Source organism: Winogradskyella sp. SM1960 (assembly GCF_020179375.1).
In the GTDB taxonomy this organism is placed as follows: Bacteria; Bacteroidota; Bacteroidia; order Flavobacteriales; family Flavobacteriaceae; genus Winogradskyella; species Winogradskyella marina.
Genome location: NZ_JAICBG010000002.1, coordinates 267332 through 280340 on the forward strand (window position 1 = coordinate 267332; position 13009 = coordinate 280340).

Annotated in this window: 10 protein-coding genes; 8 read left to right on the forward strand and 2 right to left on the reverse strand. The window is 33.9% G+C overall.

The features are described from left to right. Positions 1-275: 275 nt before the first annotated feature. The 6 genes from K1X16_RS07105 (at position 276) to K1X16_RS07130 (ending at position 7770) form a co-directional block, all read left to right on the forward strand. The gene (locus tag K1X16_RS07105) at positions 276-1394 is read left to right on the forward strand and encodes a glycosyltransferase family 4 protein (RefSeq protein WP_225035574.1); all 1119 of its coding nucleotides are present in this window, start codon (positions 276-278) and stop codon (positions 1392-1394) included. 370 nt (positions 1395-1764) lie between these two features. Continuing rightward, complete coding sequence (locus K1X16_RS07110) at positions 1765-2892, forward strand: glycosyltransferase (RefSeq protein WP_225035575.1); 1128 nt, start codon at positions 1765-1767, stop codon at positions 2890-2892. Between the two features lie 4 nt (positions 2893-2896). Beyond that, positions 2897-4279 carry an O-antigen ligase family protein gene (locus K1X16_RS07115; protein WP_225035576.1) on the forward strand — a complete coding sequence of 461 codons (1383 nt, stop codon included), beginning with the start codon at positions 2897-2899 and terminating at the stop codon, positions 4277-4279. Further along, a complete protein-coding gene (locus K1X16_RS07120; protein ID WP_225035577.1) occupies positions 4233-5255 on the forward strand; it encodes a glycosyltransferase family 4 protein in 1023 nt (340 codons plus the stop codon). Before K1X16_RS07115 ends, K1X16_RS07120 begins: the two co-directional genes overlap by 47 nt. A gap of 64 nt (positions 5256-5319) precedes the next feature. After that, positions 5320-6135 (forward strand): class I SAM-dependent methyltransferase, encoded by an 816-nt coding sequence (locus K1X16_RS07125; protein ID WP_225035578.1) that lies wholly within the window; start codon positions 5320-5322, stop codon positions 6133-6135. Positions 6136-6375: 240 nt separating this feature from the next. Further along, positions 6376-7770: a sugar transferase gene (locus K1X16_RS07130; protein WP_225035579.1), complete on the forward strand. Its 1395-nt coding sequence runs from the start codon at positions 6376-6378 to the stop codon at positions 7768-7770. Positions 7771-8099: 329 nt separating this feature from the next. Here K1X16_RS07130 and K1X16_RS07135 read toward each other — a convergent pair whose 3' ends face one another. Both K1X16_RS07135 and K1X16_RS07140 read right to left on the reverse strand, forming a co-directional pair. Next, the gene (locus K1X16_RS07135; RefSeq protein ID WP_225035580.1) at positions 8100-9278 is read right to left on the reverse strand and encodes a DUF4105 domain-containing protein; all 1179 of its coding nucleotides are present in this window, start codon (positions 9276-9278) and stop codon (positions 8100-8102) included. 8 nt (positions 9279-9286) lie between these two features. Further along, on the reverse strand, positions 9287-10360 hold the full coding sequence (locus tag K1X16_RS07140) for a PorV/PorQ family protein (RefSeq protein WP_225035581.1): 1074 nt from the start codon (positions 10358-10360) through the stop codon (positions 9287-9289). A gap of 317 nt (positions 10361-10677) precedes the next feature. On the opposite strand from K1X16_RS07140, the gene K1X16_RS07145 reads away from it, so the two are divergent. Together K1X16_RS07145 and K1X16_RS07150 are read left to right on the forward strand one after the other, a co-directional pair. Beyond that, positions 10678-11433: a CDP-alcohol phosphatidyltransferase family protein gene (locus tag K1X16_RS07145; RefSeq protein WP_195872255.1), complete on the forward strand. Its 756-nt coding sequence runs from the start codon at positions 10678-10680 to the stop codon at positions 11431-11433. Positions 11434-11969: 536 nt separating this feature from the next. After that, entirely contained in the window at positions 11970-12842 is an 873-nt protein-coding gene (locus K1X16_RS07150; RefSeq protein WP_225035582.1) for a DUF808 domain-containing protein, read from the forward strand. Positions 12843-13009: the final 167 nt, after the last annotated feature.

Here is a 13009-nt window from a genome sequence, read left to right on the forward strand (position 1 = left end):
ATAAGATTTGATTTAGATTAGGAATGATGCTGCATCGTTCATAATTGGTTAGGAAAGTGACGTTGTTTTCTTAGCTAGCTTGTTAAAAGAGCTACGCCTTTTAGGTAAAACCTTCCGATTTTTGTGGGCACAAAAACCACCTTCCTTCAGCTGAAGGAAGGGGCTTGGAATGTAGGATTTAATTGGGATTTGTGGAATCTTTTATATAATACTTTATAAAAATTGGTCTTGTGCAGGATAATATATTTATTTTTAGGCGCTATTAAACATTACTCTTGAACGCTACTAAATTACTTATAGTTACCTCTGAATTCCCTCCGCAACCTGGTGGAATTGGTGATCATGCTTATAACATGGGGTTTTACTTAAGTCGTGCGGGTTACGATGTTTCTGTCATTGCGGATCAGCGTTCTGTAAATGGAGAAGAAGAAATTGTTTTTGACGCGACTTTACCTTTTAAAGTGTTGCGAGTTGCGATAACTAGTCCTCGTTTTAAGATGTACATCAATAGGATTAGGCTTTTGAGAAGTATTATTACATCTGCAGATGTTGTTATTGCTTCAGGGAAATTTTCATTGTGGAGTGTTGCTATTTTAGGGAGGCGACAATCGACAGCAAGTCTAGCGGTTATACATGGATCTGAAGTCAACTTTACCAATGCATTGTTGAAATTTAGTATTAACAAAGCTTTACAACGCTTTGTTAGAATTATAGCCGTATCTCAATTTACAAAATCATTAATTCCTACAGCAATTCAGAAGAAAACAGTGGTCATTCCTAATGGTTTTAATTCGGATAAGTGGCCTATTGATACGACTACGGGAATAGAATTAGAGGGGAGTCCTAAATTGATTACGGTAGGCCATGTTAGTGAACGAAAAGGCCAGCATGAAGTGATTAAGCTATTACCAAAATTAGCGTTGCGTTTTCCAGATATTACATATCATTGTGTGGGATTGCCAACGGAACAAAAGGCTTGCGAATTACTAGCTAAACAATTAGGAGTTGCGGATCGTGTTTTTTTTCATGGTCGCGTCAATAATGCCGTTTTAAAATTAGCATTAGAGGCTAGTGACGTTTTTGTGATGTTGAGTACGGTAACGACTTCAGGAGATGTTGAAGGCTTTGGCATTGCATTGTTAGAAGCGAACGCCTTAGGGATTCCGACCATTGGAGCAAAAGGTTGCGGAATTGAAGATGCTATACAAGAGGGTAAATCAGGAGCATTAGTGACTTTAGGAGATGCGCCTGCTTTTGAAGCGGCTTTAGGTAATTTATTGGCCTCTAAAGATTTATATGCGAAAACATCAAAAGTATGGGCAGAACAACACGACTGGGATGTTGTAATTAAAAGGTATATTGTAGAACTAGAAAAAATAATCCGTAAGACATAGTTGTTTTTGATATTTAAAACGCAATTACGAATAGATTCTCATTTTGAAACATCTCTTTATGATTAAGTTAAAGTTTAAAAATTAGCAATCTCATTGTAATTACTATAGCTTTTATAAATTTTTATGCGATTTTTGTCATGTAGAATACAGGGAGAAATCTCATAATGGAATATAATTATGAGACTCCTCGTCGCTTTGCTCTGTCGGAATGACAACAGTATTCAAATAAGAATATTATAATTATTTTTTAACAAAGGGCTCATAGAGTTCGTTGTAGTATATTTTTGTTAGTAAGAAAAAAGTATAAGGATCAATAAGCATACTAATAATCCTTTAGCTATTTTTAATAGTTAAATACGTAGCCAAATAAATGAAACTTGTCATCATATCTCATACCGAGCACTATCAAAAAAGCGATGGTACTATTGTTGGTTGGGGACCTACGATTACTGAGATTAATCACCTTACGACTATTTTTGATGAGATTGTTCATTTAGGAATGCTATATAGTGGCGAACCACCTCCGAGTGCATTGCCTTATACGAGTACGAAAATTAAATTTGTTAATATTCCAGCTGTAGGAGGTGCTAGTTTAAAGCATAAATTAAAAATTTTAACAGCAGCTCCAAAAACAATGCAGTTGGTAGGTCGTTATGTCAATGCTTCTGATTATTTTCAATTACGAACTCCAACCGGAATAGGAGTTTATTTAATACCTTATTTAACTTGGTTTACAAGAACTCCAGGCTGGTATAAGTATGCTGGGAATTGGAAACAATCGTCGGCGCCTTTAGGCTATGCTTTTCAGCGTTGGTTCTTAAAAAGACAATCGCGAATAGTTACCATTAATGGATCTTGGAATGACCAACCTAAACATTGTGAGACTTTTGAAAATCCTTGTTTAACTGAAGCGGATTTAGCTTTAGGTAAAGCCATTATGACAACAAAAAAGATGGAACATCCGATTAACTTATGTTATGTTGGTCGATTAGAAACCCCAAAAGGAGTTGGACGTATTATTGAAGCAGTCACCGCATTAAAACCTGAAGACAAAGCAAAATTAGGTACAATTCATCTTGTTGGAGACGGAGTTGAGCGCCAAGATTTTGAAGCACAGGCTGCATTAAGTGGAGTGCTCTTTAAGTTTCATGGGTTCTTATCTCGTACCTCTGTTTTTGAAGTATATAAAGTGTGTCATGGTTTTTTAATGCCAACTACGGCATCGGAGGGTTTTCCAAAAGTATTAGCAGAGGCAATGAATTTTGGTTGTGTTCCCATGGTCTCTAATATTTCATCTATTGGGCAATATATTAAGAACGAAGAAACTGGTTATATACTATTTGACATAAACAAAGATACGCTTAGTTCTCGAATTATTGATTTTGCAACTCTTTCTACACCAGACTATTTGCGTTTAGTATATAATGGACAAGCGATTGTTAATCGTTTTACGTTTGCATACTATAATAAGCATATCAAACACGCTATTTTGAATTAGATCTATGGGAATAGCTAAGACAGATAAACGTTACGACGATAATTTTATGCCACTCCTTTTAGGACATGTAATATTAGGGGTCGCTATTTTCTTTTTTGAACCTATAGCACGTATTTATTTTATAGGGGTCATGCTTTATTTTCTGTGGCATATCGCTTCTTCGGCCGATAAAGATAAAACGATGTATGTGTTGTTAGGCTGTGCTTATATCGCTGGAGGTGAGGTCTTTTTACGAATGACCAAAGGCTATTTTTTTTATGAAACGGGTAAGTATTTTGTGTTGTTAATGATGTTAATGGGTATTTTTTATAAAGGAGTATCTGGTAAGGCTTATCCTTATTTTTTATACCTAATTCTATTAGTGCCTGCCGTCATTGTTGCTTCCATTACCTTGACTTATGATGCTAATTTTAGAACTAATGTGACGTTTGTACTCGCTGGTCCTGTTACTTTAGGTATAGCCGCATTATTTTGTTATGATAAAAAAATAACACAACAGCAAATCTTAAAGGTCCTACAGTATTTAGTACTGCCCATTATTTCTATGACGGTGTATTTGTTTTTATACAATCCGTCGATACGAGAAACCATATCAAATACAGCGTCTAACCCAGCAACTTCTGGAGGTTTTGGCCCCAACCAAGTCTCTACTGCGCTTGGCATGGGTATGTTTGTCATGGTAGTTCGTATTTATATGCAATCGCCTAGCTTTTTTATGAAAGTTTTACATATTGGGATTTTTGCAGCCATTACATTTCGAGCGATCGTAACCTTTAGTCGCGGTGGCGTTTTTGCCGCTATAATAGTTGTTATTGGATTTCTTGGAATTTTGTTTTTTAAATCGAGTTATAAGGTTAAAAACCAAATTATTGGATCTACTTTTGTGTTTTTATTTGCTATTAGTTTGACATGGGTTATCGCTTCAGTACAGACGAGTGGGATGTTAGATAAACGTTATGCGAACGAAGATTCTTTAGGGAGAGATAAAGGAGATGCAACCACTGGGAGAGGAGAATTATTTGCCCAAGAAATGGATGGGTTTTTACAAGAGCCTATATTTGGTATTGGTGCGAGCAGGACTAAAGATATTCGTGTTGCTAAAACAGGACAACAAGTGCCAACACATAACGAGGTAGGTCGTTTATTAGGAGAGCATGGTATGTTTGGTGTCATAATTTTATTAATTTTATTACTAAAGCCCTTGGCATTTAGATCAACTAACACAAGAAGTTATTTTTTTTATGCGTTTTACTTTTTTTGGTTTGCCACTATTAATCATTCCGCTATGCGAATTGCGGCTCCTTCATTGTTTTATGCATTAGCCTTATTAAATATTACAAATGTTAAGAAAAAAAATATTATACATAGGAAACAACTTATACAATAATAAAACTAATCCTTCCTCTATACAGGTTATAGGGAGTCAATTAGAGAGTGAAGGGTTTGAAATGTTTTATAGCTCGAGTAAAAATAATAAGGTTTTAAGGCTATTAGATATGCTTTACTCTTGTATAAAATATAGGAAAGCCGTTAGTAATGTCATCATTGATACTTATAGTACGAGCAATTTTTATTTTGCCGTATTAGTGAGTCAGCTATGTCAACTATTGAAGCTACCTTATGTCTTGAGTCTTAATGGAGGGAATCTACCAGCACGTTTGAAAAATAACCCGAGATTGTGTACCATCACTTTTAAGCCTGCCAAAGCTTTAGTGTCGCCATCCTTGTATTTGATGGATGCTTTTCATAAACATGGTTATATGGACGTCGTCTATATTCCTAATGCACTGAATCTAAATTATTATAAATTTAAGAAGCGACCAATAGAAAATATTAATTTATTTTGGCTTCGTTCCTTTTGTAAAATATATAATCCTTGTTTAGCAGTTGATGTACTAAAAGCTTTACAAGAGGAAGGTTGTAAGGTGAGTTTGTGCATGGCAGGTCCCGATACAGATGGTTCTCTTAAAAAAGTAAAAAAACATGCTAAGGCTTTAAATATTGAGGTTTTTACACCAGGAAAACTTACTAAACCAGAATGGACACACCTTGCTAAGGATTACAATGTGTTTATCAATACAACTAACTTTGATAATATGCCAGTCAGTGTTATTGAAGCCATGGCCTTAGGTTTACCTATAGTCACTACCAATGTTGGAGGGATGCCATTTCTCATTGAAGATGGGGTTGATGGCATTTTGGTACCGCCTAATAATTCTAAAGTATTTGTAGATGCCATTTTAAAATTAAAATCTCAACCTAATGAGACGGAAACTATGGTGATTAAAGCTCGGGAAAAAGTAGAACAGTATGATTGGATGCTTTTAAAAGAGAGTTGGGCCAAGGTTTTAAGTCCTATTTAGCTTTCTAAGCTAAAGAAATCTTTATTAATAATATTATATTGCCTAAATTTTGATTGATAAAAAAATGAACGATTCTCACAATAAAACCTTAGAAGTTAATAAACGCCAAAAAGAGTTCTACAATGATACTAATAAGCATAAGAATGTAGCAACTAAAATTTGGTCAAAGTTAAGGAACGGAACTTTACATAAATATACGAATGACTTAGATCTTAAGAATAAAGTTTATACAGAACATAAACTTTGGTTGGGTGACTTAAAGGACAAAAAAGTACTTGATTTAGGTTGCTTGAGAGGAAACCATCTATCCTTGTATATGGCTCAAAACGCAAAAGAATATGTAGGTGTTGATCTCAGTGATGTGGCTATTGCAGAATTAAATGAGAAATTAAATAAGGCAGATTGTAGAAATGCAACAGGGATTGCTGTTGATTTTTTATCAGCAGACTTTAAGCATTCTAACTTTGATATTATTTATGCATATGGTGTTTTACATCACTTTGAGGATTTTGACTTATTGATTAATAAATTAAAAGAGAAGCTGTCCAAAAATGGAATTATTATATCTTATGACCCTTTAGAGACAAGTCTTCCAATAAAAATTGCTAGAATGGCATATCGACCTTTTCAGAGTGATAAAGACTGGGAGTGGCCATTTACAAAAGCGACTTTAAAAAAACTAGACTCCACTTTTACTATTGTAGAAAAACGAGGTATTCTCGGTCGTAGTAAATATGGTATGCTTTTAAATTACTTACCATTATCTTCGGCTTTTAAAAGTGGTAAAATTCAAAACATGATTAACAAAGATTGGAATGCAAAACAGTGGACTGCTATTTATTCCTGTATGCATGTTACCATGCTGTTAAGAAAAAAATAACTACTTTTTTCAGTTGTGTTAGTTGTTCAATTACCTGCACCTATCATTTAATGACTTTTGATACTAAATGAGAATCTAATTTACAGGTGTATGTATAGCTTATGATGCACATAAAAAACCGTAATAATTTAATAACCGTGGTTGTCAAAGTAAGTTGCTCCATTAAAAACTCCTTTAATCTAAAATAAATGTTAAAAACCTTTTAGACTTCTTATATTTACATCAGCGTTTTTCTTAATAATGACTAAAAATAAAAATATTCACTTCGAAGTTTCAGAGCGCAAAATTCTCTTGAGAATTGTTGACTTAATTATGGTGTTTATTGGGGTTTATGCTTTGAGTTATTGTTTTGACTTTGAGTATATTGAAGTTAGTGTAGAGAATAGTGTTGCCTTAATGTTATTAGGAGCCTATGTTACGTTATTCGGCACTATCTTTGAGATATACGATCTACAAAAAGCGAGTCGGATAGAGACAACGTTTAAAAATACAGTCTTAACGGCATCTACTGTTGTACTGTTTTATTTATTGACTCCTATATTATCTCCTGTATTGCCAAATGAACGTATGCAAATAGCCTATCTTTATTTGGCTATTATTGTTTCAATTCTCTTATGGCGCTTTGTATATATTCATTTAATTGAGTCTCCTCGTTTTTACAAGCGTGTACTGATCGTTGGTGAAATATCTAATATCGACAGTTTAGTTAAAGCTTTAAACACTTCGGACCCTAATTATAAAATAGTTGGTTTTATAAATAGTGAGGAGTCATCCAATGAATCTGTAGTATTTAAAGGGCTTCCAGAGTTTGAAGCCAAAGACTTTTTAAACACGATTAATAAAGAACGGATATCTGAGATTTTGGTGGCTAGTTCTAATACAGAAGCTATAATGGCGGAGGTATATCACGATTTAATTTCGTTATTAGAGCGTGGTTTTAAAATTAGGGATTATACCCAAGTTTATGAAGAGTTACTGCATAAGGTTCCTATTCAATTTGTAGGTAAAGACTTTTATAAATATTTCCCATTTAGCCGGAATAATGAGAATAAGCTCTACATATTTATACAACGTGCTTTTGATATTGTTTTTGCCATTATTGGTTTGGCAATTGGCATCTTATTATTACCTTTTATACTAGTAGGGAATTTAATAGGAAACCGAGGTCCTTTGTTTTATACACAAGAGCGTGTTGGTAAGAATAGTCAACTTTTTAATATACTGAAGTTAAGGAGTATGGTTGTAAATGCTGAAGCCAATGGTGTAAAATGGGCTCAAAAAAATGACAGTAGAATTACGGCCTTTGGTATGTTTTTGAGACGCTCTCGATTGGATGAAATTCCACAGTTTTACAATGTCCTTAAAGGTGAAATGAGTATTATAGGACCACGACCAGAACGTCCTTTCTTTGTGAATGAGTTGTCTCGGGCGATTCCTTTTTATGAAACACGACATATTATAAACCCAGGACTAACCGGTTGGGCTCAGGTTAGTACACGTTATGGGTCTTCTGTAGATGATAGTCTTACAAAGCTTCAATATGATTTGTTTTACATTAAGCATCGCAGTGTTTTCTTAGACTTAAATATTTTTATAAAAACGCTTAGTACTATTTTGTATTATAGGGGGCAGTAGATGGAGTGTTAGTTGGTAGTTTGAAACTTGAAGCTTGAAGCTCGAAGTTGGAAGTGATGAGTATTAAGTACAAAGTATTAAGTACAAAGTACAAAGTACAAAGGTATTAAGTATTATTTGTAATGTGAGACGTATAATGTATACTACTTTTTTAGATTGATTGCTTTTTGATTGTATTATATTGTTTTGTAAGTTTTTGAGATGCAGTGTGTTGTTCTGCTGCGAAAGACTTTAGACTCCTTCACCTTTTTACTAAAGAGCATTGACTTGTTTCTAATTAGCTTAATACTGAGAATTTCGATTTTCGTTTAAAACGCTAGACTTTTACTTTATTGCGGCAGGTCTTTGTTAAACCACTTTATTAAATACAAATATCTTATCAGCAAGGCAATTACAATTGGTATTAAACCAATAGCGAATACTTGTACACCTCCAATCCAGTGAAAGATCATTAGGGCGAACATTATGATTAAAAATTTAAGGTATCGTGTGATCCATTTCTTAACTTGTGGTTTTAATAACTGTAGCATTACAATTACATTTAAAGGAAATGCCCATAATAGATTGTAGTTGTGTGCGGTTGCTGAATGATCTGTTCCAAACCATAAGAACAGTATGAGCACACCGATTAGTCCTGTAGTTCCAAATATAACAAGGTCTAGCCATTTTGTTCTGGTGTTGTTTTTGGCATCCTTATAGGTTATATATAACATTATTAAGGCTATTAAACCTATAATTACTAAGGGACTGAATAAGCAATTTAAAGCTGATTTACTTTCTTTTTTTTGATAAAGCGTAGTTGAGTTTTGAACCAAATTCTCATTGCCATTTATGGTGGCATTCTCAAAAAACGTGTGAATGTATTCTGGAAGAAACATGTGCTCACTTACTGACGCTTTTCTGTCTATTACTGAGCCTAAAGCGATATCAATTCCAAAACTCCCCCAAGAGTTTAAGCCGACATGGTCGTGAATAAGCGTCCGAAAGGTCTTTGGTTCGAAATTTTCTGGTGTTTTAAAGTCTATTGTAGTGGTGGTTGTCGTTTGTGCAATATCTCTAATTCGTGTGGCGCAGTTATCATAGAAAAAATCATATAGATACCGTCTGTTTTCAGGTTTATAATTGTTTTCTAAATAATTGAATAGGTTTTGTTTCTCCGCTGAACTAAGGTTTAAAACTTGCTCGTTTATGGTACGATTACTATTGGAATAGTGATACAATAGATCCTTAAAATTATGTCTGCTAATAAGGTAGTTTAACTTGCCTTGTGCAAATTTTAAATAAAAATTAGGGGATTCAAAATCGTATTCACCATAACCATAAACCACATCTATGCCCAAGGCATTATCTTTTATTCGGAAGCCGTTATGACCAAAAGCATCATTTAAGGATTCACCAGGGCCAATGGTTAATACTGATACTTTTGCATCGTCTGAAAGTTGAAACTGTTGACCAAATACTGAAACAATGGAACATAGGAAGAAGAATACGAGTAACTTTAATTTCATAAGTATAACTATCTAAAGATGCTAAAATCTATTTTTAGTGAAAACACATTGGAATACAAGGCTGCACTTTGATCGCCAATATCTGTAAAGGCATAATCTATTTGGATTCCTCTATATTTAAACCCGACGCCAAAGTTGGGTTGAAATGTCACTTGTTCGGAATCATCGATTTGTAGCTCATTTTGAAAGTTGCCTACTCCAGCTCGCAAAAACACCAAGTCCGTATAGCCAAACTCGAAGCCTAAAGCCGGATTAATACTTGCAAAGGATGTAGAAATAATATCATTATTTTCAGCAAAACGCATATTTAGATTTGCAGCGGCTAAAAAGGAATAATCATAATTAAAAAGCCACTTTTTAGAGAGTCCGATTTGTAATTTAGGAATTGTTATTTCTGTGGTTTCTGGTAATTCTTGGTTTTCGCCATCAATAGCACTACTAATTTGTTCGAATTTTTCTTCGTCAATTGACCAAGCGTTATAGGTTGTGGTGATATCTCTTGCCATGATACCAAACTTCCAATTGTTTTTACTTTCAAACTGAATACCAGCATCCAATCCAAACCCCCAAGATGATGCGAAATCACCAATCACTCGTCTTATAATTTTTGCATTGACGCCAAAATTTAGACCGTCTAAAGGTAGTTTTCTGGCATAAGAAAATGTAAGGCCGTAATCTGCGGTAGAAAAGGTGCTTATTCTGTCGTAATTAATATTGCCTTGGTCGTCAATTAATTGTGTGGTGTCTAATATATCATCAACGCCAAATCTAATGAGAGAAAGGCCAACAGCACTTTTATTGTCTAAAGGCATGGCGTAGGCGATGTAGTTGTAATTGGCTATGTTAGCAAAATAACTAGAATGCATTAATGCGAGTTGGTTATCTTCTAGATGTACCAAGCCGGCTGGGTTCCAATATCCAGAATTAACATCGTCAGTTTGCGATACCACTGCATTACTCATACCCAAAGCAGCTGCATCAACACCGATATTCATAAATTCATTAGAATATTTCCGTGTTGTTTGTGCCGAAGCGATGAGCGCTGTAAGTGTGAATACCAAACCAAGCACATAATGTCGCATATAATTTTTTTCTTTTTAGCTTACTTTTTTTAAAATTGTTACCGTAATAAAGGCTATGCAGTCCCGATAGGTATCGGGATTGTAATTTCATTTAATCTAAAAATAATTCAATTTCTTTATACGACATTAGTTGTTTAATTGAGTATAAGAGAATTACCTAGTAATTTTTAAACAGCAAAAATTTTTTACAAAGATGCACATTATTTTTCTATATATTTAACTGATAAATACTGTTCTTATTGTTTTATTTTGAAGCAATTCGGAAAAATTATAAGATTGAGCGCAAATACTTTTTTATTTTTACAAAAAATACTTCTATGAGTTTTAAGAGACACATTCCAAATATAGTGACGCTCCTTAATTTATTTTCGGGTTCTATTGCTGTACTATTTGCTGTAAATGGGAATTTTATTGCAGCTGCTATTTTTGTGTTTTTAGGAATATTCTTCGATTTTTTTGATGGACTTTTGGCGCGGAAGCTCAATGTACAAAGTCCTTTAGGCATTCAATTAGACTCTTTGGCCGATTTAGTAACCAGTGGAGTAGTGCCAGGTATTATAATGTATAAGCTGATTTCTGACGCTACAAATTCTCCAAGTTTAGGTGTGAGTTCTGATAGTTGGAATTCTGTTTTTCATTGGGAAGAGTTTCAATTGCCAGTGCTACCTTTAATTGGTTTGTTAATTACCTTAGCCTCTGCTTATCGCTTGGCTAAATTTAATATAGATGAAGATCAACAGAGCTATTTTAAAGGTTTGCCAGTTCCTGCAAATACCTTGGTTATACTGTCATTACCACTGATTTTAGAATATCAGAATAACGACCTTATGAATTCCATTATTTATAATCCGTGGTTTTTAATTGGGCTAACGCTTTTGAGTTGTTACCTCTTAAATTCTAATATTAAATTATTTGCTCTAAAGTTTAAAAATTGGGGATTTAAGGATAATGCCGTTCGGTATATATTTCTAATATTGAGTCTTGTCATTTTGATAGTGCTACATTTTGCCGCAATTCCACTGGTTATTGGCTTGTATATTGTGCTTTCTTTATTGACGCAATCTAAAATTTAATAGTCTTATTATTAATGTCCGATAAAAGACATAAGGCCGCTGCGCTGTTAGACGTAAGAACCAAGACTTGATTCTAACTAACTGATAAACAGTTTTGTTTTAAAAGTATGTGCCCAAAAGCATAGTGTTTTTTTTAATTCTTAAAAGCCATTGTTTAAATAAGGTTTAAGAATCTTGATCGTTTTTAGTCGGACAACAATAATAATGTATCATATTTGGAAATAACAACCCATGAACGGTAGTGTTATTACCGAAGAATAATTTTATGTAGTTTGTAAAAAATATCTCGCAGATATATTAGATTTACACTGAAAAACAGCATTGGTTGTATTCAAAATGAGACTGCTGATTATGTTATTTTAGATCAGCCCATTAATACTGGGTGTTTAGAATAGAACTATTTATAATACAGTCGAGAAGTTATTGAAATTAAGGGTTTGAAGGTATTCGACTATGCTAAGATTGACATAAATTAAACATTGCTTTTTAAAATATTTTTATTCAAAATTTAATTCATATAAACACAATTATAATTAATGGCTTCAGGATTTTTTGCATTACTCGATGATATAGCAGCTATAATGGATGATGTTGCTGCGATGACTAAAATCACAACCAAGAAAACAGCCGGTATTTTGGGCGACGATTTGGCTGTAAATGCCGAGAAAGCTTCTGGGTTTGTATCTTCTCGTGAAATTCCCGTTTTATGGGCAATTACGAAAGGTTCCATGCTTAATAAAATAATAATACTGCCATTGGCTTTTTTATTAAGTGCATTTATACCTGGGGCAGTGATTGCTATATTGCTTTTTGGTGGCCTGTACTTGGCTTATGAAGGGGCTGAAAAAATCTACGAATATATTGTTCCACATCCACAAGACGTTGTCGTTGATCTAAAAAAGGATTATACAGAAGACGAGCTTTTAGAAAAGGAAAAGGCGAAGATTAAATCTGCTGTAGTTACGGATTTTATTCTTTCCGTTGAAATTGTAATAATAGCTTTAGGAACAGTAGTTAATGAGACGTTGGTGACACAAATTATTGTGGTTTCAATTGTTGCGTTAATTGCAACGGTAGGTGTTTATGGCATTGTTGCTATAATAGTACGAATGGATGATCTTGGATTAAAACTAATTAGTAAAAGTAATGGAAGTCGAGGTTTTTTATTTGGAATTGGGACGTTTTTGGTAAAGGCTTTACCGATTGTAATTAAGAGCTTATCAGTTATTGGTACGATTGCTTTATTGTTAGTTGCAGGTGGTATTTTTGTTCATAATATTGAATATATGCATCATTTTTTAGACCAGATTCCGTCGTTGTTGCGTGATTTTCTTATTGGACTTGTGGTTGGTGGTGTTTGTTTGCTGCTGGTTAATAGTTTTAAGATGTTGTTTTTGAAGAAGCGGTAATAGTTGGGGTTTTGTGAAATGAAATATTTCTTAAAAATGGAACAATAGCGATTTACAAGTTTTAAATCAATAACCAATATTGGTGTTTTTTAATAACGTATATAGAAGTGGATTAGCTTCGTAGAACTTAAAGGTTTGCCTGCCTTTATAGAAAGACAGAACACGTT

What these genes read in the sequence shown, in the direction of transcription:
- K1X16_RS07110 (WP_225035575.1), top strand. Translation starts at nt 1,765, where the DNA reads ATGAAACTTGTCATCATATCTCATACCGAGCACTATCAAAAAAGCGAT.
- K1X16_RS07115 (WP_225035576.1), top strand. Translation starts at nt 2,897, where the DNA reads ATGGGAATAGCTAAGACAGATAAACGTTACGACGATAATTTTATGCCA.
- K1X16_RS07120 (WP_225035577.1), top strand. Translation starts at nt 4,233, where the DNA reads ATGTTAAGAAAAAAAATATTATACATAGGAAACAACTTATACAATAAT.
- K1X16_RS07125 (WP_225035578.1), top strand. Translation starts at nt 5,320, where the DNA reads ATGAACGATTCTCACAATAAAACCTTAGAAGTTAATAAACGCCAAAAA.
- K1X16_RS07130 (WP_225035579.1), top strand. Translation starts at nt 6,376, where the DNA reads ATGACTAAAAATAAAAATATTCACTTCGAAGTTTCAGAGCGCAAAATT.
- K1X16_RS07135 (WP_225035580.1), bottom strand. Translation starts at nt 9,278, where the DNA reads ATGAAATTAAAGTTACTCGTATTCTTCTTCCTATGTTCCATTGTTTCA.
- K1X16_RS07140 (WP_225035581.1), bottom strand. Translation starts at nt 10,360, where the DNA reads ATGCGACATTATGTGCTTGGTTTGGTATTCACACTTACAGCGCTCATC.
- K1X16_RS07145 (WP_195872255.1), top strand. Translation starts at nt 10,678, where the DNA reads ATGAGTTTTAAGAGACACATTCCAAATATAGTGACGCTCCTTAATTTA.
- K1X16_RS07150 (WP_225035582.1), top strand. Translation starts at nt 11,970, where the DNA reads ATGGCTTCAGGATTTTTTGCATTACTCGATGATATAGCAGCTATAATG.